Origin of the sequence: Pseudomonas sp. NPDC090592, from assembly GCF_044769185.1 — a bacterium.
Lineage (GTDB): Bacteria > Pseudomonadota > Gammaproteobacteria > Pseudomonadales > Pseudomonadaceae > Aquipseudomonas.
In genome coordinates this window covers 60,231-83,882 of record NZ_JBIVXJ010000021.1, presented here as the reverse complement: position 1 = coordinate 83,882, position 23,652 = coordinate 60,231, and the positions used below count along the sequence as shown (strand labels likewise).

The 23,652-nt window shown below is 61.0% G+C and carries 23 protein-coding genes; 13 read left to right on the top strand and 10 right to left on the bottom strand.

Annotation, left to right across the window (positions count from 1 at the left end; translation table 11 throughout):
* Positions 1-60: 60 nt before the first annotated feature.
* On the top strand, positions 61-951 hold the full coding sequence (locus tag ACIQUI_RS19065) for a LysR family transcriptional regulator (RefSeq protein WP_403201540.1): 891 nt from the start codon (positions 61-63) through the stop codon (positions 949-951).
* A 171-nt stretch (positions 952-1,122) separates the two neighbouring features.
* Here ACIQUI_RS19065 and ACIQUI_RS19060 read toward each other — a convergent pair whose 3' ends face one another.
* Entirely contained in the window at positions 1,123-3,669 is a 2,547-nt protein-coding gene (locus ACIQUI_RS19060; protein WP_403201537.1) for an HWE histidine kinase domain-containing protein, read from the bottom strand.
* Positions 3,670-3,749: 80 nt separating this feature from the next.
* On the bottom strand, positions 3,750-4,538 hold the full coding sequence (locus ACIQUI_RS19055; RefSeq protein WP_403201535.1) for a response regulator transcription factor: 789 nt from the start codon (positions 4,536-4,538) through the stop codon (positions 3,750-3,752).
* Between the two features lie 233 nt (positions 4,539-4,771).
* Here ACIQUI_RS19055 and ACIQUI_RS19050 point away from each other — a divergent pair, with 233 nt between their 5' ends.
* Both ACIQUI_RS19050 and ACIQUI_RS19045 read left to right on the top strand, forming a co-directional pair.
* Positions 4,772-6,136: an APC family permease gene (locus ACIQUI_RS19050; protein ID WP_403201532.1), complete on the top strand. Its 1,365-nt coding sequence runs from the start codon at positions 4,772-4,774 to the stop codon at positions 6,134-6,136.
* A gap of 12 nt (positions 6,137-6,148) precedes the next feature.
* Entirely contained in the window at positions 6,149-7,267 is a 1,119-nt protein-coding gene (locus ACIQUI_RS19045; protein WP_403201530.1) for a P1 family peptidase, read from the top strand.
* 129 nt (positions 7,268-7,396) lie between these two features.
* Here the strand turns inward: ACIQUI_RS19045 and ACIQUI_RS19040 are convergent.
* Positions 7,397-8,757, bottom strand: a protein-coding gene (locus tag ACIQUI_RS19040) for an IS3 family transposase (protein ID WP_403201528.1) whose coding sequence is annotated in 2 segments (ribosomal slippage) — positions 7,397-8,287 and positions 8,290-8,757 — 1,359 coding nt in all. Because the reading frame shifts where the segments join, the coding sequence is not laid out codon by codon here.
* 113 nt (positions 8,758-8,870) lie between these two features.
* On the bottom strand, positions 8,871-9,791 hold the full coding sequence (locus ACIQUI_RS19035) for a LysR family transcriptional regulator (protein WP_403201526.1): 921 nt from the start codon (positions 9,789-9,791) through the stop codon (positions 8,871-8,873).
* 104 nt (positions 9,792-9,895) lie between these two features.
* Here ACIQUI_RS19035 and ACIQUI_RS19030 point away from each other — a divergent pair, with 104 nt between their 5' ends.
* Both ACIQUI_RS19030 and ACIQUI_RS19025 read left to right on the top strand, forming a co-directional pair.
* Entirely contained in the window at positions 9,896-10,648 is a 753-nt protein-coding gene (locus tag ACIQUI_RS19030) for an SDR family NAD(P)-dependent oxidoreductase (RefSeq protein ID WP_403201524.1), read from the top strand.
* Between the two features lie 138 nt (positions 10,649-10,786).
* Positions 10,787-11,404 (top strand): dTMP kinase, encoded by a 618-nt coding sequence (locus ACIQUI_RS19025; RefSeq protein ID WP_403201521.1) that lies wholly within the window; start codon positions 10,787-10,789, stop codon positions 11,402-11,404.
* Between the two features lie 26 nt (positions 11,405-11,430).
* On the opposite strand, the gene ACIQUI_RS19020 is transcribed toward ACIQUI_RS19025, so the two are convergent.
* On the bottom strand, positions 11,431-12,291 hold the full coding sequence (locus ACIQUI_RS19020) for a LysR substrate-binding domain-containing protein (RefSeq protein WP_403201518.1): 861 nt from the start codon (positions 12,289-12,291) through the stop codon (positions 11,431-11,433).
* Between ACIQUI_RS19020 and ACIQUI_RS19015 the strand changes: the two genes are divergently transcribed.
* Entirely contained in the window at positions 12,290-12,583 is a 294-nt protein-coding gene (locus tag ACIQUI_RS19015; RefSeq protein WP_403201515.1) for a DUF4440 domain-containing protein, read from the top strand. The genes ACIQUI_RS19020 and ACIQUI_RS19015 overlap by 2 nt on opposite strands.
* A gap of 53 nt (positions 12,584-12,636) precedes the next feature.
* Here ACIQUI_RS19015 and ACIQUI_RS19010 read toward each other — a convergent pair whose 3' ends face one another.
* Positions 12,637-12,891 (bottom strand): type B 50S ribosomal protein L31, encoded by a 255-nt coding sequence (locus tag ACIQUI_RS19010; RefSeq protein ID WP_403201512.1) that lies wholly within the window; start codon positions 12,889-12,891, stop codon positions 12,637-12,639.
* Between the two features lie 74 nt (positions 12,892-12,965).
* On the bottom strand, positions 12,966-13,403 hold the full coding sequence (locus ACIQUI_RS19005) for a DUF4440 domain-containing protein (RefSeq protein WP_403201511.1): 438 nt from the start codon (positions 13,401-13,403) through the stop codon (positions 12,966-12,968).
* A gap of 152 nt (positions 13,404-13,555) precedes the next feature.
* Between ACIQUI_RS19005 and dksA the strand changes: the two genes are divergently transcribed.
* A complete protein-coding gene (gene dksA, locus ACIQUI_RS19000; RefSeq protein WP_403201508.1) occupies positions 13,556-13,960 on the top strand; it encodes an RNA polymerase-binding protein DksA in 405 nt (134 codons plus the stop codon).
* 141 nt (positions 13,961-14,101) lie between these two features.
* Here dksA and ACIQUI_RS18995 read toward each other — a convergent pair whose 3' ends face one another.
* Positions 14,102-14,542 (bottom strand): winged helix-turn-helix transcriptional regulator, encoded by a 441-nt coding sequence (locus ACIQUI_RS18995; RefSeq protein WP_391126100.1) that lies wholly within the window; start codon positions 14,540-14,542, stop codon positions 14,102-14,104.
* Positions 14,543-14,685: 143 nt separating this feature from the next.
* Between ACIQUI_RS18995 and ACIQUI_RS18990 the strand changes: the two genes are divergently transcribed.
* Entirely contained in the window at positions 14,686-17,733 is a 3,048-nt protein-coding gene (locus tag ACIQUI_RS18990; protein WP_403201504.1) for an aminotransferase class III-fold pyridoxal phosphate-dependent enzyme, read from the top strand.
* A 177-nt stretch (positions 17,734-17,910) separates the two neighbouring features.
* Here the strand turns inward: ACIQUI_RS18990 and ACIQUI_RS18985 are convergent, their stop codons facing one another.
* On the bottom strand, positions 17,911-18,351 hold the full coding sequence (locus ACIQUI_RS18985) for an Lrp/AsnC family transcriptional regulator (protein ID WP_403201501.1): 441 nt from the start codon (positions 18,349-18,351) through the stop codon (positions 17,911-17,913).
* A 307-nt stretch (positions 18,352-18,658) separates the two neighbouring features.
* Here ACIQUI_RS18985 and ACIQUI_RS18980 point away from each other — a divergent pair, with 307 nt between their 5' ends.
* The 4 genes from ACIQUI_RS18980 (at position 18,659) to ACIQUI_RS18965 (ending at position 21,569) form a co-directional block, all read left to right on the top strand.
* Positions 18,659-19,426, top strand: coding sequence for an ABC transporter substrate-binding protein (locus tag ACIQUI_RS18980; protein WP_403201498.1), 768 nt, complete (start codon positions 18,659-18,661; stop codon positions 19,424-19,426).
* Positions 19,427-19,490: 64 nt separating this feature from the next.
* Positions 19,491-20,138, top strand: a complete 648-nt coding sequence (locus ACIQUI_RS18975) for an amino acid ABC transporter permease (protein WP_403201495.1) — start codon at positions 19,491-19,493, stop codon at positions 20,136-20,138.
* A gap of 10 nt (positions 20,139-20,148) precedes the next feature.
* Positions 20,149-20,808 carry an amino acid ABC transporter permease gene (locus tag ACIQUI_RS18970; protein WP_403201492.1) on the top strand — a complete coding sequence of 220 codons (660 nt, stop codon included), beginning with the start codon at positions 20,149-20,151 and terminating at the stop codon, positions 20,806-20,808.
* 11 nt (positions 20,809-20,819) lie between these two features.
* Positions 20,820-21,569 (top strand): amino acid ABC transporter ATP-binding protein, encoded by a 750-nt coding sequence (locus ACIQUI_RS18965; protein WP_403201590.1) that lies wholly within the window; start codon positions 20,820-20,822, stop codon positions 21,567-21,569.
* A 6-nt stretch (positions 21,570-21,575) separates the two neighbouring features.
* On the opposite strand, the gene ACIQUI_RS18960 is transcribed toward ACIQUI_RS18965, so the two are convergent.
* Positions 21,576-21,980 carry an ACT domain-containing protein gene (locus tag ACIQUI_RS18960; protein WP_403201489.1) on the bottom strand — a complete coding sequence of 135 codons (405 nt, stop codon included), beginning with the start codon at positions 21,978-21,980 and terminating at the stop codon, positions 21,576-21,578.
* Positions 21,981-22,227: 247 nt separating this feature from the next.
* On the opposite strand from ACIQUI_RS18960, the gene ACIQUI_RS18955 reads away from it, so the two are divergent.
* The gene (locus ACIQUI_RS18955) at positions 22,228-23,622 is read left to right on the top strand and encodes an amino acid permease (RefSeq protein WP_403201486.1); all 1,395 of its coding nucleotides are present in this window, start codon (positions 22,228-22,230) and stop codon (positions 23,620-23,622) included.
* The last annotated feature ends 30 nt before the right edge of the window (positions 23,623-23,652 follow it).

Sequence of the window (23,652 nt, the reverse complement as noted above, 5' to 3'; positions counted from 1 at the left end):
TGCTTGCTTCGGACCAAGCTGGCCAAGAGAGAAGCCGGTTTAACAAAAAAGGATAAAGCCATGCTTGTTGCAGACCTGCGCGTGTTCCTTGCCGTTGTTGCCGCTGGCACCCTGTCGGCGGCAGGCCGCCTGCTCGACATTTCGCCGATGCAGGTGTCGCGCAGGCTCGCCTCGCTGGAAGAGGAACTGGGCGTGCGCTTGTTCCACCGCACCACCCGCGCCGTGTCGCTGACCACCGAAGGCGAAGCGCTGCTGCCGTACGCCAGGACCATGACGGAGGCAGAGGACAGTGTGATGGGTGAGCTGCGTCCATCCTCGGGCAGTGTAAGGGGGCTTTTGCGCATCACCGCGCCCAGCGTGTTTGGCCAGGGCATCGTGGTCGGACTGCTGCCGGCATTGCTGGCGCAGCACCCGGAGTTGCGGATAGACCTGGATGTATCGGACAAGCTGGTGGACCTGGTCGGGCAGGGCATGGACCTGGCTTTGCGGGTGGCGCCCCTGGCCGACTCGGAGCTGGTGGCGCGCAAGCTTGCCCCCAACCCTCGTGTACTGTGTGCTTCGCCGGCCTACCTGCAGCGCCATGGCCAGCCCGCTACGCTGGATGCGCTGGAACAGCATGCCTGCATCATGTTGCAGGCGGTGCCGCGCTGGCCGTTCGTGGTCGACGGTGCGCTGCAGTATCGGCGCCTGCCTGCCCGGGTGAGTACCAGCAGCGTCGATGCTGTCAGGTCGGCAGCTGTCCAAGGGCTGGGCATTGCCATGCTGGCCTATTGGGATGTGTTTCAGCAGATCCGTGATGGCGCGCTGGTGGAAATCGCGCTGCAGGACGCACAGATGGAGCAGTTGGCCGTCTGGGCGGTGATGCCGACGCGCCGGTATGTTCCGACACGGGTCAAGGTGTTTCTGGCGGCCCTGGAGAGCGCCTTGGCGAGCTATGGCCAAGGCACTTGAGCCAGTGCTCGCTCTCTCGAAGGCAATGCAGTCTCTCGAAGCCAGTGCAGTCCCTGTGGGAGCGGGCAAGCCCGCGAAGAATCCACCACGGTGGATGGCACCGGCTGCGCCGGTGTTCGCGGCCACGGCCGCTCCCACAGGGATTGCGCAAGCACCTGGCTTTTGAACAAGTCAGGAGGCTGTCTTCAACAGACCTTGCAAGCTGGCCAGGATAGCGTTGGCATCGTAAGGCTTGCGTGTTACCGGTAAATGCTGCAAATGCTCGGGAATACTGATGCCGTCGCCATAGCCAGTGGCAAACAAAAACGGAATCTGCCGCCGCACCAGTTCATCGGCCACCGAAATGGAGGTGCCGGTGCCCAGGTTTACATCCAGGATCGCGGCATCCGGTGCGCGATTAGCAAGCAGCCGTATGGCTTCGTCCTCGGAGCTGGCGGTGATCACATCCTTGATCTGCGCGTCATTGAGAATCTGCTCCAGGCCAACGGCGATCACCAGTTGATCCTCAAGGATCAGTACACACAAGCCTGCACGCGCGGCAAAGGCATTGGCCGCCTGCGCGATCGGCGCGGCGACGCTCGCGGGCTCGGCGGCTTCGGCGAGCGAGAAGTGCTTGGCCGGGATCCTCAACAGCCCTTGCAGGCCCTCGGGGTGATACTCCACCGCACTGGTGCCGCCAAGGTCGAACGGAATGCTGCGATCGATCAGCACCGAGCCAAAGCCACTGCGGCTGGGCGGGCGTACTGTCGGCCCGCCGCTTTCGCGCCAGGTAATGGCACACGCGCCCGTCACCTCGATGCTCCAGGCCACCGAAAGCTTGCCACCAGCCCGCGACAGCGCGCCGTACTTGGCGGCATTGGTAGCCAGCTCGTGCAGCACCAGGGCCATGACCGAATAGGCGCGGGCATCAAGGATCACGTTCGGACCCAGCAACTCGATTACGCCGGCAGCAGTGCGGTAGGGCGATAGCTCGGCCTCCAGCAGTTTGGCCAGGCGCCCGCCACCATCGCCTCGCACTACCTGGTCGTGGGCGAGGGATAACGCCTGGATGCGCCCCTTCAGTGTGACCACGTAATCATGCAGGGTCTGGCTTTCGGAGGTCGGGTGGGCAACCAGCGCGCCGATCAGCGAGAGAATGTTCTTGACCCGGTGGTTGAGCTCTTCGTTGAGGATGCGCTGGCGGACTTCAGCCTTGGAGCGCTCGCTGGCCAGCAGCTCGCTGTTGTACAGCACCACTTCGACAATGGCAGTACGAATGGCATCGCCAAACTGGCGGTCCTGCTCGGACCACGGTAGCGACTGCTGGTGAACGGTTTCTTTCCAAAGGGCGAAACTCTTGCGCGGTGTCAGGCGGTCGCCCAGCGCGCCGCTGTCGTAGGTCTTGTTCGGGTCGCCGGCCCAGTCGAGCGTCTCGATCACTTCTTTGCGGAAGAAGATCAGGTAATCCCTGGGGTGCTGCGACATCGGAATGATCAGCACGCCAGACACGTCGGTGAAGTAGGCCTGGGCTGCAGGCAGCACCATCGACAGGCGGTTCGACGCCCAGGTGCGGCCGTCGCTGACCATGTCGGCCAGACGCAGCAGATCAGGCACCGCCGACTTGGGTGGGGCCAGCCCGGCGGTCGCCCAGCGACCCTGCAGCGACATGCCGATGCCGTCGCAGGGGATCAGCGACATCAGCCGAGGCAGGCGCGCATGGAAGAACCCGTCGATGTCAGCAGCCTGGTTGGCGTCACGCAGCAGGCTGTCCAGCGCTTTGTGCACGTGCACGGCGGCTTCGAGCTTTTGCCGGCTGCGCAGGGTCTCGATATGCAGGGAGAAGAACTCACCGAACATTTCCGCTGCTACCCGCTGGCCCATGGTCAGCGTGCGTGGTGCATAGTGATGGCAGGCGATCAGCCCCCACAGCTCGCCGCTGACGATTACTGAAATCGACATCGAGGCGCCCACGCCCATGTTGCTCAAATACTCGCAGTGGATAGGCGAGACGCTGCGCAGGTGCGCGTAGGAGAGATCGATTGGCTCGCCCGAGGGGTCGAGCACCGGGTCGATGGGCACCGTCTTGAACTGGGCATCCGAGATCACCCGGATCGGGTTGCGCAGATACAACGCACGGGCCTGTTGGGGGATATCGGAAGCCGGGAAGTATTGGCCCATGAAGCTTTCGAGGTCGCTGCGCCTGGCTTCTGCAACCACCTTGCCGGCGCCGTCCGCGCCCAGCTGGTAGATCATCACCCGGTCGTAACCGAGCACGGCACGTATGAACCGCGCGGCGTCGCGAAACAGCTTGCTGGTCTGGTCGATTTCACGCAGCTGGGCGATCAGCGTACGGGCCAGCTCGACGGGCTCGGCAATGCTGGCGCCGGCGGGCTCGAATTCGAGGATAGCCGTGCCTTTGAACAGATGGGCGGCGATATCAAAGGCCTGGCCGTTGGGCAGCTTGATGCCGAAGCTGAGCGCGGGCCGCGAGGCTTCCCGGGTACGGGCCAGTGCGTTGCGCAGGGTGTGGGCTACCTCGTCACCGAGCACCGCTTGCAGTTTCTGGCCATTGATTTCGCCGCTTACGCCAAGTATTTGCGGGACGTTGACCGAATGACGCAAGACCACGGTTGCCGATGCATCGCAGGCCAGCAGGCAGCCATGGGGCTGGATGCTGCCGGGAATCTGGATAGGCTCACGGTCGCAGTTGGTCAGGTTTACTGGGTTTTCGGGTGTCATTGGCCGTGCCTGTAGGGAAGAAGAGGCTGCCAGCAGGCTGCCATCGTCCGTCAGACTAGCAGGCCTTGCCCGCCTTGTGACTACATGGAAGCGTCACTGCGCGCTTCGGTAAAGCCCAGCTCTCGGATGAACATCGAGAACAGCTCCGGGTGCGACGAGATGTTCAGCTTCGCGTACAGGTGGCGCCGGTGCACCTTGATGGTCTCCGGTGAGATGCCCAGCCGTTGCGCCATGGCTTTTGACGAGTAGCCGCGCAGGATCAGCCGGGCAATTTCCAGTTCCCGCTCGGATAGCAGGCCCTGGCCGAACCTGGCCAGGGCATCGCCGACCGGGGGCTGTACAGGCAGCGATTGCGCGCTGCATGACCAGTGCTGCTGGAGCAGGGCCAGCACCCAGGCACTGACCAGGTTCAGCTTGCCCAGCGCTGTTGTGTCAAAGGCGCGACGCATGCCCAACGACAGCGACAGCACACCTGCAGGTAGCTGCAGCAGGAACTGCACCTCGTCCACCAGCACATGGTCCTGGAAGTAGTTCTGGTAGTAGTCGGTTTGCCAGAAATGGTCCGGGGCGACTTCCTCGAGGTGGTAGCAACCACTGGCCAGGCCTTCGCGGGCGGCCTGGTAGAACGGGTCGAGCAGGTACAAACCGTCGAGGTACAACTCACCGGCGGCAGGCGCCGGGGCGGCGTCGTATTCCTCCAGTACAAGCGGTGCGCCCTGGGCCGGGAAGTGGATCGCCAAGGCGTTGTCGAACGGCACCCAATGGCGCAGCACCAGGATCAGCTGGCGCCAGAAGCGCGGGCTGCCGATGTGCTCGATTGCCCGGGCCAGGGCAGTGTGGCTGGCAACTTCATTAAAGAGAATATCCACGACAGCATCCTTGGAGAGACTAGGGCAAGCAGGGCCGCGTTGCGGCCTATCGCCGGCCTGGGGCATTGGCGCCTGATTCGCCACAGCTGTCAACCGGGGGTAACCCTTAGTGGGAATTGCCCAGCCGGTTACCGCCGCATAGATTCCATCCCCATCAAGCGGGCCGTCGAGCCCGCCACGCTTCGCTTCCTGGTTCTGCCTCCTGACACCAACAATAACGTGAGGATGAACAAATGACGTCCAGTAGTGCACCTGCTCCAGCGCTCAAACCGACGCTGAGCGTCGCTGATGTAGTCGCCATCACTGTTTCTTCGGTAACCCCCGCCAGCTCGGTGTTCGTCATCGCGCCATTTGCCATCGCCCAGGCCGGCACCGGGGTGATCTGGGCTTTCATGCTGGGCGGTGTGCTGGCGCTGATGTTTGCGCTTTGCTATGCCGAACTGGGCCGTGCGCATAGCGCGGCAGGCGGTGAGTACGTGTTTGCCAAGCGGGTTTTCGGCGGGATGGCTGGCTATGCCACCTTCCTCACCGTGCTGGCGATGCTGGTGTTCATTCCACCGGTCCTGGCCACGGGGGCCGCCACATACCTGAATGCGGCACTGGGCACCGAGCTTGACGGGCAGGCGGTGGCGTTGGTGATTGTCACGCTGGGTTACCTGCTGGCGATCCTCAACATCAAGCTGAACGCATGGGTTACCGGCATCTGCCTGCTACTTGAGGTGGCGGCATTGATGGTGATTGTGGTGCTGGGCTTCGGCCATGCCGGGCAGCCGGTCAGCAGCCTGGTCAGCCCGTTGGTACTCGACAACGGCATGCTCCACGCCGCGCCCTGGGCACTGGTGGTTGGCGCGATCGGCACCGCACTGTTCTCGTTCAACGGCTACGGCGGCGCCGTGCTGCTGGCCGAGGACATGAAGTGCGGCGGCCGTGGTATCCCCAAGGCGGTACTGTGGTCACTGGTGCTGGTGGTGGCCATTGAAGTGATCCCGCTGGTGGCGCTATTGATCGGTGCCCCCTCGCTGCAGGCGATGCTGGCCAGCCCCGATCCGATCGGCTACCTGTTGACGGCACATGGCAACGAAACCTTGTCACGCCTGGTCAGTGCCGGGATCTTCCTTTCTGTGTTCAACGCCATCATCGCGCTGGTGATCCAGAGTGGGCGGGTGATCTACAGCAGCGGGCGCGACGCACTGTGGATGCCGACCCTGAACCGTGCCTTCACCCGGATCCACGCCAAGTGGGAGTCGCCGTGGCTGGCCACGCTGTTCCTTGCCGTGCCATCTGCGGCCCTTACGTTCAGTTCCAATCTGGCCGAACTGACCTCGTTCACGGTACTGCTGATTCTCTGCGTGTACCTGATGGTGGGCTTGTGCGCACTGTTCAGCCGGGTACTGCGCCGCGACCGTGAGCACCCTTACCGCATGCCGCTGTGGCCGCTACCGGCACTGGTGGCCGTGACCGGTGCCGGCTACCTGCTGACGACCCTGCTGGCTGCGGCGTCAGCCCGGGACATTTTCATCATCGTTGGTATCTTGCTTGTCTCGGTGTTGCTGTACGGCACCTATGGCAAGTTGAGCCCAGCGTTCCAGAAACTTTGAGCGAGAAACACGATGCGAGCACGCGATTTCGGCATTACCCTGGGCCTTGGCCAGCCAGGCCCGCACAATGCCATTACCGATGTACCCGGTGTGCGGGTTGGCCATGCCACCCTGAACACCAGCCATGCCGGGAAACCGGTGCGTACCGGGGTCAGTATCATCGAGCCGCGGGTAGGCCCGGCGCGCTATCAGCCCTGTTTTGCCGGCTGTCATGTACTCAATGGCAATGGTGATGCCACGGGCCTTGAGTGGATTCGCGAAGCAGGCCTGCTGACCACCGCCATTGCCACCACCAACACGCACAGCGTCGGCGTGGTACGTGACGCACTGATTGCCCACGAGCATGCGACCCTGGCGGACCACGCGACGTACTGGTGCATGCCCGTGGTAATGGAGACCTATGACGGTGTGCTGAACGATATCTGGGGCCAGCATGTCAATGCCGACCTGGTGCAGCAGGCGCTGGCGGCAGCCCGCAGCGGCCCGGTGGTGGAGGGGGCGGTTGGTGGTGGTACCGGGATGATTTGCCATGAGTTCAAGGGCGGTATCGGGACTGCATCGCGGGTATTGCCGGCCGGGCAGGGTGGCTGGACGGTGGGGGCCTTTGTCCAGGCCAACCATGGGCAGCGCCGCGACCTGCGGGTGGATGGTTACCCGGTCGGCAGGGTGTTGCATGACCTGCCTTCGCCATTCGACCTGCAGGACACCCCGGGCATGGGCTCGATCGTGGTGGTGCTGGCCACTGATGCTCCTTTGCTGCCTCATCAATGCCAGCGCCTGGCACAACGGGCGGCGCTGGGGATTGCCCGCACGGGGGGCGGTACCGATGACTCCAGTGGCGATATCTTCCTGGCGTTTTCAACGGGTAACACAGGGCTGGCGCCTGCCGATTACAACCGTCGCGACCTGCCCGTGACGGCGCAGGTGACGATGGTCAACAACGACCATATTTCGCCGCTGTTCGCCGCGGCGGCCGAGGCGGTGGAAGAGGCGATTGTCAATGCGATCCTGGCGGGGTGCCCGATGCAGACTGAGGACGGGCGCGAGGTGCCAGGCCTTACCGGGGACCGCTTGCTGGCAGCGCTCAGGCAAGTGGGCTGGCAGACTCAGGGTGCTCCCTTTAACGAATGATCAGCATGATCTCTGTGGGAGCGGGCGCGCCCGCGAAGAAGGCGTCGCAGTGCATGGCACCGGCTTTGCCGGTGTTCGCGGGCACGCCCGCTCCCACAGGGTGGACTGCCCCCAAAAAGTTGGACAGTTTCAGCCACCAGCCTGAACAGCCTGGGTCCTGTATTTTACAGGGCTCAGGCCGTTCAGCTTCAGCTTGATGCGGTCGTGGTTGTAGTAGTGGATGTACTCGTCCAGACCGGTCTTTAGTTCCTCGACGCTCTCGAAGCGTTTTTGGTGGAAAAACTCGGATTTAAGCGTACCAAAAAAGCTCTCCATCGCCGCATTATCCAGGCAGTTTCCTTTACGCGACATGCTCTGCTTCAGCCCCTGCATTGAGAGTTTGTGGCGGTACTGCGAATGCTGATAGTGCCAACCTTGATCCGAGTGCAGCACCAGTTTCGGCGTGTGCCCTAGACGCTGGAAGGCCTTGTCCAACATGTTCATCACTAGTTCAAGGCGAGGGCTGCTGGCCACCTCATATGCCACGATTTCCGCGTTGTACAAATCCATCACCGGTGAAAGGTAGACCTTCTGCTGGGCCACCTTGAACTCGGTCACATCGGTCACCCACTTTTGATTCGGGCGCTGCGCAAGGAAGTTTCGCTCCAGCAGGTTTGGAGCGATTGTGCCGACCACGCCCTTGTATGAGCGGTATTTTTTCGGTCGCACGAGCGAGCGCAGATCGAGTGCGACCATTAGGCGTTCCACCACCTTCTTGTTGACCAGGGTGCCGCTGTTACGGATCACAGCGGCAATGCGCCGGTACCCGTAACGTCCCTTTTCCTCATGGTAAATACGCTGGATCTGCTGCTTCAGGGCGGCATGTCGGTCTGGCCTGGATTGCGCCTGCAACTGGTAGTAGAACGTGCTGCGCGGTAGATCCGCCAGCAGCAAGAGATCAGTCAGGGGGAACTGTTGCTTGAGCCTAGAGACAATCAGGGCTTGTTCTCCCGCCTTCGTTGTTCCTCCCGTAGTTTTTTCAACTCCTTTAGGTAGGCGTTCTCCATGCGCATGTATTCAAGCTCAGCCATCAACTGCTCGCGGGTTTTGTCCGTGTCATCGGCGGTGACAGGTTTGAGGGGCTTGGGCCTTTTCGTCATGGCAGTAGGCTTTCTTCTCTGGAGGGGAGATAAAGTGGGTTCACCACTGTAATGCTGCTGTGCCCAAATGCCTATCTGCGAGGACTGGCTGAGACCGAAATGGGCCGCAGTCTGGCGAAGAGAAAGCTGGTGCTGGCGCATGTAGTCAAGAACTGACTGCTTGAAAGCGGGGCTGTGTCGCTGGCCCTTTTTACGCAGGCTGAAGCGCCCATGCTGCTGATAGGTTGCAACCCAACGCCGCAGTAGGCTGACATCCATTACAAATCGCTGAGCTACCTTGCGCAAGCCATCGCTGCCTTCCAGATAGGCCTGGACGGCGGTGAGTTTGAAATGATCTGGGTATTTGCTCATCGGGACACCCCAAGAAATTGGATGGGTGTCCAACTTCTTGGGGGCAGTCCAGGGATCGCGCCAGCTTTTGGAAATTGAGCAAGACAGTTGCTCCCACAGAGTCCTGCGATAACCTACAGGTTGTGTGTACGCCAGGCGGGTTCGGACAAACGCTCGACAAAAAAATCGGCCAATGCCTGCACCTTACGCGGCCGGCTGCGCGCCGAGGGCGTGACGAAATACAGCCCGCCCTGGATCATGTTCCATTCGGGCAGAAGCCGCTCCAGGCGGCCATCAGCCAGGTATTCAGCGGCAATGAACTCCGGGAGCTCGGCAATCGCCAGACCCGCCAGCAACGGCGCCACCAAGGCATCGGAGTTGGTAACCCGTAGCGGCCCACGCGGTGTCACATCCTGTTCCGTGCCATCGTGGTGGGTAAAGCGCCACACCTGGCTGCGGGCGCGGTAGGCGTAGCTCATGCAGGCGTGCTCGGCCAGATCGTGCGGATGTGCAGGGCGGCCATGCTCGGCAATATACCCCGGTGCCGCCAGCAGGTACTGGGTCACCGGGCAGATACGCCGTGCCACCAGTGAAGAGTCGGGCAGTGCGGCAATCCGCAGGGCGGCATCAAAGCCGTCGGCCACCAGGTCAACCGTCGAGTCGGACAAATGCAGGTCCAGCTCCAGCCCTGGGTAACGCGCCAGCAGTTCGGGCAGCAATGGCGCGACCCAGCGCAGGCCGAATGACATGGGTACCGCCAGGCGCACCAGCCCGCGGGGTTGTAGCGCCAGCTCCAGGGCCTCGCTTTCCATTTCCTCGGCCTGGCGGTACAGCGCGCTGGCCTGTTCGACCATGCGCTGGCCGAATTCCGTCAACGACAGCTGGCGCGAGGTACGGTTGAACAAGCGCCCACCCAGGCGATCTTCCAGGCGGGCGACTGCGCGTGAAACCGTGGGCACTGATACCCCCATGGCGCGTGATGCCGCTGCGTAGGAGCCTTCTTCAGCCACCTTGGCAAACATCGCCAACCCTTCGAAATCCGGGATTCTTGCCATTTCAATTCTGCAATGATGAGTTTCAGATGATTCTATTTTGAAAGCAAGCGCAAGTCGATACGCTTCTCCCCACAGCAACTCACCAACCTGACGGGAGAAACACCATGGGCAAGAAACTCGAAGGCAAGATTGCACTGGTCACTGGCGGCACCACCGGCATCGGCCTGGCCACCGCCAAACGCTTTGCCGAAGAAGGCGCGCATGTTTACATCACCGGCCGCCGCCAGGCGGAGCTGGACAAGGCAGTGGCGCAGGTAGGCAACGCTACCGGAGTGGCGGTCGATTCCACCCGCCTGGACCAGCTGGACCAACTGTATGCCCGCATTGAACAGCAGCATGGGCGCCTGGACGTACTGTTTGCCAACGCTGGCGGCGGGTCGATGCTGCCTCTGGGCGACATCACCGAAGCGCACTATGACGATACCTTCGACCGTAATGTGAAAGGCGTGCTGTTCACCGTGCAAAAGGCACTGCCACTGTTGGCGCGCAACGCCTCGATCATCCTGACCGGTTCTACGGCAGCCAGCTCTGGCACCGCGGCGTTCAGTGTGTACTCCGCTTCCAAGGCCGCCGTACGCGCCCTGGCCCGTAGCTGGATTCTGGACCTCAAGGACCGCGGGGTTCGGGTCAACACCCTCAGCCCCGGCGCAACCCGTACGCCCGGCTTGGTCGACCTCGCAGGCCCGGATGCGCAGCAACAGCAGGGCCTGCTCGACTACCTGGCAGCGCAAGTGCCGCTGGGCCGGGTAGGGGAGCCGGTGGAAATCGCCAACGCGGCGGTGTTCCTGGCCAGTGATGATGCCAGCTTCGTCAACGGTGCCGAGCTGTTCGTAGATGGTGGTCAGGCGCAGATCTGAGTGGGGCGACCCAGGCGCGAAAGGCGGCATGTGTCGCCTTTCGCCGGTGGAGTACAGAGGTACTCCTTTCGGGTAGCGCTTGAACGAAGGGCCTGATCAGTGCTCTCATCCCGCGCCTGCGCTTATTGGTATTGAACGATGAACCGCCCGCTGTTTGTTGCCATCGATGGCCCCAAAGGTACCGGCAAGACCACACTGCTGGAAGCCGTGACGCAAGCCCTGAGGCTGGAAGGGTACAAGGTGGTGCGCCTGTGCGAGCGAAACAACGACCCCTACCGTGGCGAAACCATGGTACTGGTCAACAGGCTCGCCCGAAGCCCTTGCCAACAGTTGGAGTACCAGGTTTGCGAGCGTTTTGCCGAAAGCCGCGCCTGGATTTCCCGGACGGTACTGCCCAGGCAGCCCGCTGACAGCATTATCCTGATCGATCGTTGGTACCCCTCTGACGCGGCGTTTCGCCGTACCGTGCCGTTTGCGCAGATCCTGCAGCTGAACCTTGAGCGCGGCGTGCAAGTGCCCGATTTGCATGTCGGCGTTGTCACTGCTCCTGAAACCTCATGGGCAAGGGCCGCGGCGCGCAATCGTGGGCTGGGCAGCACGGTGATGCACACGCTGGATCAACAGGTTGCCAGCACCGAGGCGTTCGAGCGGGCGGTGGCCGAGCATGGCTGGGTGCTGTGTCGCAATGAAGGTACTGTCGACCAGGCAACCCGGCAGGTAGTTGGCGAAATATTGGCAGTGCTGCGCAACGCGTAAGTTCGACCGAAAAGCCGGTCTCGCTGTCAGTACGGGCTTTGCTGGGTGGCCCATTGTTGCGTCAGCTGGTCGATGAAAACCCGAATCGTCGCCGGCACATACATGCTGTTGCGGTACAGCGCATGGATGGGTTGCCGTGCGAAGTGGCCAGGGTCGATCACGCTGACAAGCTCACCCTTGGCTAGAGTGTCCGCCACCAGCCAGCCGGGCAGCAGCGCAACGCCCAGCCCGCGCAGGGCCATGGCCAGCAACGCTTCGGCGCTGTCTGCCTGCAACCTGGACGGGCGCTCGAAGCGGCTGATTTCAGGGGTGGCGGGTGCATTGAAGAAACGCCAAGGGGCATTGCTCAGGTGCGAATGGGCCAGCCAGTCCACCTGGGCCAGTGCTTCTGCCGAGCCAACCGGGTGTTGCAGCAGATACCCTGGGCTGGCAACCAGTTGCAACGCGTAGTCGCCGATCCTGGCCGCCTTGTAATCGGAATCAGGCAGTTCGCCTAGCCGGATGGCCACATCAAAGCGCTCGGCAACCAGGTCACAGAGGTGCGATGAAGCGACATGTTCGATGGCCAGCCCGGGGTGCGCCTCAGCCATGTCGGCCAGCACCGGCAGTACCGCCTGCAGTGCGAAGGCAGACGTGCTGGTAATGTGCAAGCGCCCGGCAAGCTGCGCAGGTGACGGTTGTACGGTGGCTGTCGCACGCTGCGCCTGGTCAAGCAACAGCCGCGCCTCGTGCAGAAACCGCTCACCGCAATCGGTCAGCACGGTGTGCCGGGTATTGCGCGCCAGCAGGCTGGCGCCCAGCTCGGCTTCCAGGCTGAAAGAAGTCGTTGATCTACATGTACTGATCGAGGCGCTGTTTGGCGGCGCGCAGGGCACGGTGGCGGCCATGCTTGAGCGTTTTCACGGCGACTTCACGATGGTCACCCCAGGCGGTGCCCAGATCGGCCTTGACGATGTCGCCTCGCTTTTTGCGCAACGCGCAGGCGCTCAGCCAGGTTTGAGCATTGAGCTGTGCGGGCTGGAAACCATTGCGCAATGGCCAGTGGGGGCAGTGGTTCGCTACCGCGAGACGCACCATTTGCCCGGTCAACCCTCGAAGACGCGGGTCTCGACCGCTGTGTTCAGTGACGAAGACGGGCGCCCCCTGTGGCGCCATCTGCAGGAAACCTGGGCAGCCTGAAACGCGCGCAGGGTAGTGCCTAAACCGCTTCCGTTACCGGAAGCGGCTTCCTCCTACTTCGCGGTAAAACCTGCGAACCGCTTGTTGAAGCCAGCCACCCGGCCTTCGGCCTTGGCTTTACGCTCCTGGCCGGTGTAGACCGGGTGCGAAGCGCTGGAAACGTCGAGCGTGACATAGGGGTAGGTGATGCCATCGGTGTGCACGTGAGTCTTGTCGGTATCGATGGTCGAACCAATCAGCCAGAAGGCATTGGCAGCCACGTCGTGAAACAGGACGGGGCGGTAGTCGGGGTGAATGCCGGGTTTCATGTTGAGCTCCTTGGTAAATGTTATACCGTAACAAAGTAAACGAAGTTGCGATTGATTTGCAACAAGCCAAGGGTTCATGCCTCGATCGACGAGTGATGCCCGGTGATCAGCCACTGATCATCGATCTGTTCAAAGGTGAACAAAAACCGCGCCGGCACCACGCGCTGCACACCTTGGTCGCGATAGACGAATGTGTAGAGCCCACCCACCACCACGGTGCCGAGCTTGCGGCTGACCCGCTTCTTGAACACCTGGATGTCACACACCAGGCCGTCATTGGCCAGGAAGTTGTCGAAGTAGTTGCGGCGGCTGTCGTCGCAGTCCCGTACCTGGTTGGACAGGGTGGGTACCAGGATGGCGTCTGGCGCATACAGCGCCAGCACCTGATCAACGTCACGCGTGGCCACCGTTGCCGCCCAGCGGTAGAGCGAGGCCTTGGCACCTGCCAGGCAGGCCAGTTCGGTATCGGCGTAGGGTTCAGCTTGAGTGGGGGAGGCGGCGGTTGCGCTCATGGGGCTTACCTGAGGTTCAAGAGGGTGAGTGGCAAGGTCATGCCAAGTGCGATAAATTGTTATAACATAACATTGTCGACACAGGTTTCGAATCATGTTTCTCAAGCGCAAGCAGGTGCTGAGACGCAACCTGACAACGCGAGATGACTGCAATGACTGAACAGGAACTGCTCTGCATGCCGGAAGCGGCCTACATGGATGCTGCACAGTTGGGCTTTTTCCGCGACCTGCTGCTTATGCAACGTACCGAGTTGCAAGCACGGATTTCCAGTGAGTTCGAGCTGATGCGCACCTTCGAGCCCAGCAGCGACCCTTCGGACCTGGGCACGGTCGAGGAGCATCGGCAATGGCAGCTGCGCTTGCTGGAGCGGGAGAAGAAGCTGCTGGACAAGATCGATGAAGCCCTGGAGCGGATTGCCCGCGGTGAGTACGGGTGGTGCAAGGATACCGGCGAACCCATCGGGCTGAAGCGGTTGCTGCTGCGCCCGACGGCGACATTGTGCATCGAAGCGAAAGAGCGCCAGGAGCGTCGGGAGCGGCATATTCGCGAAGATTGAGTCATCTGCGGTATGGCACCGGCTTCGCCGGTGTTCGCGGGCATGCCCGCTCCCACAGGGTCCCTGCTAAATCAGCAAGTGATGTCCAGTTCTGTGGGAGCGGGCGCGCCCGCGAAACAGGCGACACGGAGCCTGCAGGAGTCATGCACCCTGGCGGTCGATGTCGCGGCGCAAGACCACCGAGGTAGTGATGTCATCCACCGATTCATGGCGTGCCACGTTGTCGCGCACCTGATTGAGGTCGTCGATGGTGCGGGTTTCCACTTCAACTACCAGGTCGAGTTGCCCGCTCACCGACGACACCCGGCGCACGCGCGCATCCGTGGCCAGTTGGTCCAGCAGCCCCATGGCCGGCGTGCGCTGCAACGTCACCAGCAAGATCGCGCGGATCACGTTGGCGTCTATTTCGCCAATATCGGCGCGGTAACCGCGAATGATCCCGCTGCGTTCAAGGCTGGCTACGCGCTCGGTGGTGGCGCTTCTGGACAGGCCGATGCGGCCGGCTAACGCCTTCAGCGCAATGCGCGCGTCCTTCGAAAGTACTTCAAGAATCTCACGATCTTTTGCGTCCAGGTCACGCATTGCACCACCTAATGAGCTAGCCGTCTTTATGCCGGCCTGAACCGGCATAATGCCTGTTGATCCCGACCGTATGCAGGGTGTCGGTTTCGACAGTGCATGACAAGCTATTGAAAAAACAATTTGCTCGCTCGGAACGTGATGATATGATAGACCTTTCCCACCCGGCACCTCGGTTCTCGGCAAGCGATGCCCAGGGCCTCGCAAAAGACCTGTTCAATGTCACCGGCACGGCAACGCCCCTGGACGGGGAGCGTGACCGCAACTATCGCCTGCAGACCGGCGTGGATGCAGGCTGGATCCTGAAAATCGTCAATGCCAGTGAGCCCAGGGTAGAAAGCGAGTTTCAAACCGCGCTGCTCGGTCACCTGGCAGTCCATGGCGCTCACCTGGGCGTGCCACACTTGCGGGCTAGTGTGGCTGGCGACTATTTGCCGTCGGTGGCCGCTGCCTGCGGTGAAAACCACGCCGTGCGGCTGGTGAGCTGGTTGCCAGGTACTCCGCTGGCCGAGGCCCGGCGCAGCGTTGCTTTGATGGGCAACTTCGGCCGGGCGCTGGGTGAGTTGGATCGTGCCCTGCAGGGTTTCATGCACCCGGGCGCGGTGCGTGAACTGGACTGGGACCTGCGCCATGCGGCGCGCTCGCGTTCGCGGCTGCACTTCATCAACAACGCCGAACGCCGGGCCATTGCCGAGCGTTTCATCACCCGCTTCGAACAGACCGTACAGCCCAGGCTGGCTGCGCTGCGGGCCCAGGTGATCCACAACGATGCCAACGACTGGAACATCCTGGTCGATGCCGAAACCACCAGCAACGTGACCGGCTTCATCGACTTTGGCGATGCCGTGCATACCGTGCTGATTGCCGAAGTGGCAATTGCCAGTGCGTATGCCATCCTCGACATGGACGACCCGATCGGCGCGGCAGCGGCGCTGGTCGCCGGCTTCCATGAGAAGTACCCACTGCAGGCGCAGGAGCTTGATGTGCTGTTCGACCTGATCGCCATGCGCCTGGTCATCAGCGTCACGTTCTCCGCATCCCGGCAGGCGCAGACCGACGACAACCCCTACCTGGCCATCAGTGAAGCGCCTGCCTGGCGCCTGCTGGAACAACTGGATTCGATGAACCCGCGGCTGGCTACCGGCATTTTGCGCAAGGCCTGTGGTTTCGACGCCATCGAGGGGGCCGGCGATATCCGCCGCTGGATTGCCGCCAACCAGAAAACCTTTGCCGACCTGGTGCGCCCGTCAGCAGCCATCCTGAACAAGGTGATCGCGCCGTTTGGCGACGCCAGCCACGAAATGACCATTGCCTCGGCCCAGCAGCGCCCGGCCGATGCAACCCGCTGGTGGGACGCGTTCTCCGCTGCGCACAACGTGCCGCTGGCCATCGGGCCATGGGGCGAGTTGCGCACCATCTACACCGACAGCGCCTTTGAATCGCGTTTCATCAAGGGGCAGCGGCGTACCCTGCACGTGGGGGTGGACCTGGTAATGCCAGCGGGGACGCCATTGTACGCACCGGTCGCCGGTACGGTGAAAAGCGTCGAGGTCGAACCCGACCCACTGGGTTATGGTGGCCTGGTAATGATCGAGCACGCCCCGCCAGGTTGCCCGCCATTCCTGACCCTGTGGGGGCACATGGCCCACGAGGCACTTGGCCGCTTGCGGGTGGGTGACCGCCTCGAAGCCGGCGACCTGGTCGGCTACATGGGCGCAGACCATGAAAACGGCGGCTGGATTCCCCACCTGCATCTGCAGATGACTACCGATACCCGGCTAACCGCCAGCGAAGTGATTGGCGTGGGTGAGCCCGAATTCCGCGAAGTGTGGGCGGACCTGTTCCCGGATGCCTCGGCGCTGGCCGGTATCCCTGCGGAAACCTACCAGCAGCAGGGCATGACCAAGGCGCAGATCATTGCCAGGCGCAAGGAACTGCTGCTACCGAACCTGTCAATTTCCTACTCCGACCCGATCAAGTTCGTGCGCGGTGATGGCGTGTGGCTGATCGACAACTTCGGGCGGGCCTACCTGGACTGCTTCAACAACGTCTGCCACCTGGGCCATAGCCACCCCGACGTGGTCGAAGCCCTGACCCGCCAGGCGGCACGGCTCAACACCAACACCCGCTACCTGCACGACAACATCGTCGAGTACGCCGAGCGCCTGACCGGCACGCTGCCCGAGGGCCTTTGCGTAGCCTCGTTCGGCTGTTCGGGCAGCGAAGCCAACAGCCTGATGTTGCGCATGGCGCGCAACTACACCGGCAGTGACCAGGCGATCGTGCTGGACTGGGCCTACCACGGCACCACGCAAGAGCTGATCGACTTGAGCCCCTATAAGTACAAGCGCAAAGCCGGCAAGGGCAGGGCGGCGCACGTTTATGAGGCGGTGGTTCCGGAAAGCTATTACGCCCCCGAGCACTGGCCATTGGAAGAGCACGGCAAGCGTTTTGCCGAGTCGGTGGCCGAGCAGCTGCAAGCCATGCGCAAGGCCGGCAAGCGCCCCGGGTTCTTCCTGGCGGAGTCGATCCCCAGTGTGGCGGGGCAGGTGTTCCTGCCCGAGCACTACCTCAAGGAGGTGTACGCCATGGTGCGTGCCGAAGGCGGGCTGTGCCTGGCCGATGAGGTGCAGGTCGGGTTTGGCCGCGTCGGGAGCCACTGGTGGGCGTTCGAGACCCAGGGCGTGGTGCCGGATGCGGTCACCATGGGCAAGCCGATCGGCAACGGGCACCCGATGTCGGCGGTGGTGACCACGCGTGAGGTAGCCGATGCGTTCAACAACGGCATGGAGTACTTCAACACCTTTGCCGGCAACCCGGTGTCGTGCGCGGTGGGCCTGGCGGTGCTCGATGCCATCGAGCGCGATCAGTTGAAGGAAAATGCCTTGGCTGTCGGCAACTACCTGCTTGAAGGTTTCCGTAAGCTGCAGCAGCAATTCGAGGTGATTGGTGATGTGCGCGGGCTGGGCCTGTTCCTCGGTATCGTGCTGGTCACCGACCGCAAGTCGAAGGCCCCGGCCACGGCCCTGGCCAGGCAAGTGGCGGATGGCGCCAGGGAGCGCGGCGTGTTGATCGGTACCGAAGGCCCGCATGACAACGTGCTGAAAATGCGCCCTTCGATGATCTTCAGCCGCGCCAATGCCGATTTCCTGTTGGAGGTGCTGAAGGATAGCTTTACTGCGGCACTGAAATAATCACCATATCACTGGGCCGTGTAGGAGCGGCCTTGTGTCGCGATAGGGCCGCAAAGCGGCCCCAGGATTTCAGCGTCAATGCAAATATTGCCGGGGCTGCTCTGCAGCCCGATCGCGACACAAGGCCGCTCCTACACGGGCGGGTATCATGCTTGAGCCGGTGCCATGCGAATTCAGTCAGGCCTTCTGCCGGTCAATATCACGCCGCAACACCACTGCCGTAGTGATGTCGTCCACCGAATCATGGCACGCCACCACATCACGTACCCGGTTCAAATCATCAATTGTCCGCGCTTCAACCTCGATCACCAGGTCCAGTTGCCCGCTGACCGACGAAACCCGTTTCACCTGGGCGTTCTGCGCCAGCAGGTCCAGCAGCCCGAGCGCCGGGGTACGCTTGAGTGATACCAGGATGATCGCCCGTATGACATTGGCATCGATCTCACCAATATCCGCACGGTACCCACGAATCACCCCGCTGCGCTCAAGGTGTAGTACCCGCTCGCTGGTGGCACTTCTGGACAGGCCGATTCTTGCTGCAAGTGCCTTGAGCGCGACACGCGCTTCCTTGGAAAGTATCTCGAGTATTTCCCGATCCTTGACGTCTAGTTCGCGCACTGCTGACACTCCTGGCCGATCACCGGTAAAGGGCCGGCCAGCCCTGCACAGTGCAGGTGCAAACCAGCTGAATACTTGCTACTTGGTAGTGCATGGCAAGACACTACTTGAGTTTTTGCAAGGCACGAAGTAGCACCGACATTATGTCGGTCGGTTCCGGCAATGTGCCCGTCGAACACGCACATTGCAGGGTGCTTTCAAGGTTTCAGTATGCAAAGCTTTCGTTGAAGGTTGGGGCTTTGGCGCCCAAGACAATAAGAAATACAAACTTCCAAGGAGTGCCTCGATGCTGGCAAGAAAAACCAGAATGCTATTGGCTTCCACCGCTGTAGCGGCAGCTGCACTGTTCACCCATGGCGCAGTGCAAGCCGATGACCTGCAGGCCATTCAACAGTCGAAGGTACTGCGCGTGGCAATGAGCGGGCAGTATTCCCCGTTCAGCTTTGCCAATGAAAAAAATGAAATTGTCGGTTTCGACGCCTCTATTGGCGAAGCACTTGCCCAACGCCTGGGCGTAAATATCCAGATCATCACTACACCGTTCGACGGCATTATCGCCGGGTTGCTGGCCAAGAAGTACGACGCTGTGATTGCCTCGATGACCATTACCCCCGAGCGCCTGAAAGCGGTTGACTTTGTCGGGCCTTATTACCATGCCGGCCGTACCATCGGCGTCAAGGAAGATTCACCGATCAAGGGGCTGGAAGACCTCAAGGATGTCACGGTTGGCGTCACCCTGGGCGACTCGCATGACAAATGGGCACGGGCGCGCGGCAACTTGAAAGTGCGTACTTACAAGGGCCTGCCGGAAATGCTGGTGGACCTTGATGCCGGGCGTATCGATGCAGTGGTCATGGACAGCATACCGGTCATGGTTGCCGTGAAAGAGACCGGGCAGAAGGTGCGGATTATCAGTTTGCCAGACGATCAGGGCGGTCGCGAGGGCCTGGGCATCGCCATCCGTAGAAACAACCCGGAACTCAAGGCCCAGTTGCAGAAGGCGCTGGACGAAATTCTCGCCGACGGCACTTACAAAGAAATCTCGATGAAATGGGTGGGTAGCGATATTCGCTGATAGCTACTTGTAATGGCCCGACCGTTGGGTTGGGCCGGGTTGGCTGATTTTGTGAGTGGCTTTTATGGACCTGTCTTTAATCCACCGTACCTACCCGTTTTTCTTCGAGGCCGCCTGGGTCACGGTGCAAATCTCGCTGCTGTCCCTGGTGCTGGGCCTGGTGTTGGCAATCCTCCTGGTCGCACTCAGGTTATCGCCACTGGCGCTCTTGCGCTGGGCGGCCAAACTTTATGTCAGCGTCTTTCGCGGCACACCCTGCCTGGTGCAGTTGTTCATTATCTATTTTGGTGGCCCACAAATAGGGATTGAACTGGAGCCATTCTCTGCGGCGGTAATCGGTTTGGGCATGAATATCGCGGCGTACATGTCTGAGTCCATTCGCGGTGCTATCGATAACGTCGACCCTGGCCAGGTTGAGGGCGCCCGTTCGATTGGCTTCAGCCGCAGCCAGACGTTGCTGTACATCATCATTCCCCAGGCATTGAAACTCATGATCAGGCCGCTGGGGGTCAATGCCATCGGTTTGATCAAGGGGTCAGCCCTGGTGTCGGCCATCTCCGTGGTTGAGCTGACCTACACCGCGCAACGCTTTATCAGTTCCACCTACAAGCCGTTCGAGATCTTCATGGTGTCGGCGCTGCTTTATATCGTCATGGTCTATTCGGTCAAGTATCTGGTCGAGGTACTGGACCGGCGCTACGCGACCAAGTAAGGGCTTGCCAATGGATGGATTAAACCTGAGTGTCATCACGCCTTACTCTGAAATGCTGGCGACCGGGCTATGGTGGACGGTGGTCATGTTTGTTTGCTCCAGCGTCATCAGCCTGGTCGTGGGCGTGCTGTTTGCCCTGACTGACCTGTATGCACCCAGGGCCATGGCACTGCCTGTGCGCTTCGTTACCTGGCTGTTGATGGGCACGCCGCTGTTGCTGCAGCTGTACCTGATCTATTACGGCCTGGTGCAGGTGGGTATTGATATTCAGGCCCTGGCTGCGGGCATTATCGGGTTGAGCCTGCATTTTGCGGTGTACAACGCCGACGTGATCAAGTCCGGGATCGAAGCGGTCGACCCTGGCCAGACAGAAGGCGCGCGCTCGATTGGCTTGAGCAGGGCCATGACCCAGCGCTACATCATTGTGCCGCAGGCACTGAGAAAGACCATTGCGCCGTTGGGCAACAACCTCATCGTCTTGCTGAAGGACACCTCGCTGGTATCGATCATCGGGATTGCCGAACTGGTCTACAGCGCCCAACTGGCGGTCAGCGAAACGTACAGCCCGTTCGAGTTCTACATTGCCGTTGCGGTGATCTACTACGTGGCCAACCTGGTGCTCGAGGCGGGGCTGCATCTTATTGAAGCAAAGGTCGAGATGTCACGATGAACAACAACGCTATGGTAGCAGTGAAGGGCGCCCGTAAAGCCTATGGTTCGCTCGAGGTACTCAAGGGTATCGACCTGTCGGTGTCGCGTGGGCAGATTTTCGCCATCATCGGCCCCAGCGGCTCGGGCAAAAGCACCCTGTTGCGCTCGATCAATCATCTGGAAGTGCTTGATGGCGGCGAGGTCTGGCTGGATGGCGACCAGGTCAACCGGCCCTTGCATGGCCGTGCTTTCGAGCAGCATATCAACCGGGTGCGCCAGCAGATGGGCATGGTGTTTCAGCACTTCAATCTGTTCCCGCACCTCTCGGTCAGTGAAAACATCGCAATAGGGCCCATGAAGCTCAAAGGCTACTCAAAACGCGCAGCCAGGGAGCTGGCCCTGGAGTACCTGCAAAAGGTCGGGCTGGCCAACAAGGTCGACGAGTACCCGTCACGTTTGTCTGGTGGGCAAAAGCAGCGTGTTGCGATTGCCCGGGCGCTGGCCATGCAGCCCAAGGTCATGCTGTTCGATGAAGCGACTTCAGCGCTGGACCCGGAACTTGTGGACGAAGTGAACCTGGTCATGAAGCAGTTGGCGGCCGAGCACATGACCATGTTGATCGTTACACATGAAATGCGCTTTGCCGGTGAAGTCGCTGACCAGATCGTGTTCATGGATGGCGGTGTGGTTGTCGAGCAGGGGGCTCCGGATGAAATTCTGAAAAAGCCGGTTCAGGACCGCACCCGGGCATTCTTGAAGAAGCATCTTCACGACCGCTAACCATCATCAGTGGCCGGCACTGCCTGAAAGCGCAGCCAGTACTGCCATGGCTTTGTCGGCATCTTTCACGCCGACAAAGATGTGGTCGTGGTAATACGCGGCCATTACGTTGCAGCTGATCCCGGCGTTACCCAGCGCGGTGGCAAACGCCGCGGTGAGGCCCACCGCTTCGAGCGAGGAATGAACTGTCAGGGTGATCCAGGCACATACGTACTGGTAAGGCAGGCTCAGCTCATCAGCAACCTTTCGCTCGACAATCACTGTCCACCCTTCGTGCTCCCTGAAGCTGGCGATGACCTGCTCGCTGTTCAATGTGTGTGGGCCTGCGCCGTGAGTGAAGACATATTCGCCCTCGTTCAGCACCGGCTGCATGGACTGGAGGAGTTTTTCTATCGAGGTTTCGCCATTCATCACGGGGTTCCTGTGTGTGGGGGGGGGGGCAGTCTAAGGCGCCCATGGTGGTCGCTTGAAATCAGTATTGCGTACAGGGCATCAGGGCAACTGATTACCTGAACAAACACACCTTGGCGGCAAAAAACGAGGTCATACATTTGTATAATCCCACAATCGCAAACCCGAAAATTTAACGATTTCCAGTGCTGCAAAGGCGTTTTAGTCTCCTGTTCAAGCGTTGAACAATAATAAAAGGAGACATCCAATGCCCATGCAGTCAGAGCATGATCCGCGCCTTAAACGATCACTAAAAACCCGACACATCAGCATGCTTGCCCTGGGCGGGGTAATCGGTGCCGGCCTGTTCGTGGGCTCCAGCGCGGTCATCGCCGCAACGGGCCCGGGTGCGTTCCTCACCTATGCCATCACCGGCATCATCGTCGCCCTGGTGATGCGCATGCTCGGTGAGATGGCAGCGGCACATCCCACCAAAGGCTCTTTTGTCGACTACGCCCGAATGGCATTCGGCCGGCCGGCGGGGTACATGACCGGTTGGCTGTACTGGTACTTCTGGGTCATTGTGGTTGGCTTCGAGGCCGTGGTTGGCGGCCAGATCATCAATGGCTGGTTCCCGGATATCCCGGTCTGGGTCATTGCCCTGGGCCTGATGATCAGCATGACCCTGCTGAACATGATGTCGGTGCACTCCTTTGGTGAGGCTGAATACTGGTTCGCCGGGGTCAAGGTGGCCGCTATCGTGGTGTTCCTGCTGGTCGCGGGCGCTTACGTGTTCCACCTGTGGCCCAACTCGACTGCCACGTTCGACAACCTGACACAGCACGGCGGCTTCTTGCCCCACGGCGTTGGTGCGCTGTTCACGGGCGTGGTCGTGGTGATCTTTTCGATGACAGGTGTCGAGGTTGCGACACTCGCCGCGGCAGAATCGCAAGACCCCACCCGCAACATCCGCAAGGCTGTGAACACCGTCATGCTGCGCATCCTGGTGTTCTTTGTGCTGGCCACGTTCTTCATCGTTGTCGCCCAACCATGGACCAGCCTGACGCCAGGCAAATCGCCTTTCGTGACCACGCTGGAGCACATCGGCATTCCCGGTGCTGGCGAGATGCTCACTGCGGTCATTCTGGTTGCCGTGTTGTCGGTGCTCAACGCCGGCCTGTATACCTCTTCGCGTTTGCTGTTCGTCCTGGCCTCCAATAACGAGGCACCTCGCTGGATTGCTGGCTTGAACAAAAAAGGTGTACCGGTTCGTGGCGTGCTTGCTTCCACCCTGGTGGGCTATGGCTGCGTGGTCATTGCAGCGCTGTGGCCGGATACGGTGTTCCAGTTCCTGATCAACTCCTCGGGCACGGTGTTCCTGTTTGTCTACCTGATGATTTGCCTGTCGCAACTCAAGCTTCGCCGAAAGTGGGTAGAGGAGGGCAGCCTGAAGTTCGCCATGTGGGCGCACCCATGGCTGCCGCTGCTGGTCACCGCCTCGATCATCGCCGTCCTGGTCAGCATGGCATTCGACCCCTCCATGCAGATGAGCCTGCTGCAGTGCGTGATAGCCATCTTCGCCATCGCTGTTTCGTACCTGGCACTGAGCCTCACTCGCAAACGTCAACGCGCCGTCAAAGGGCAGCCTGTCACCATTGCCTAGTCAACAACGCCGTATCAGTACAACCCGGAC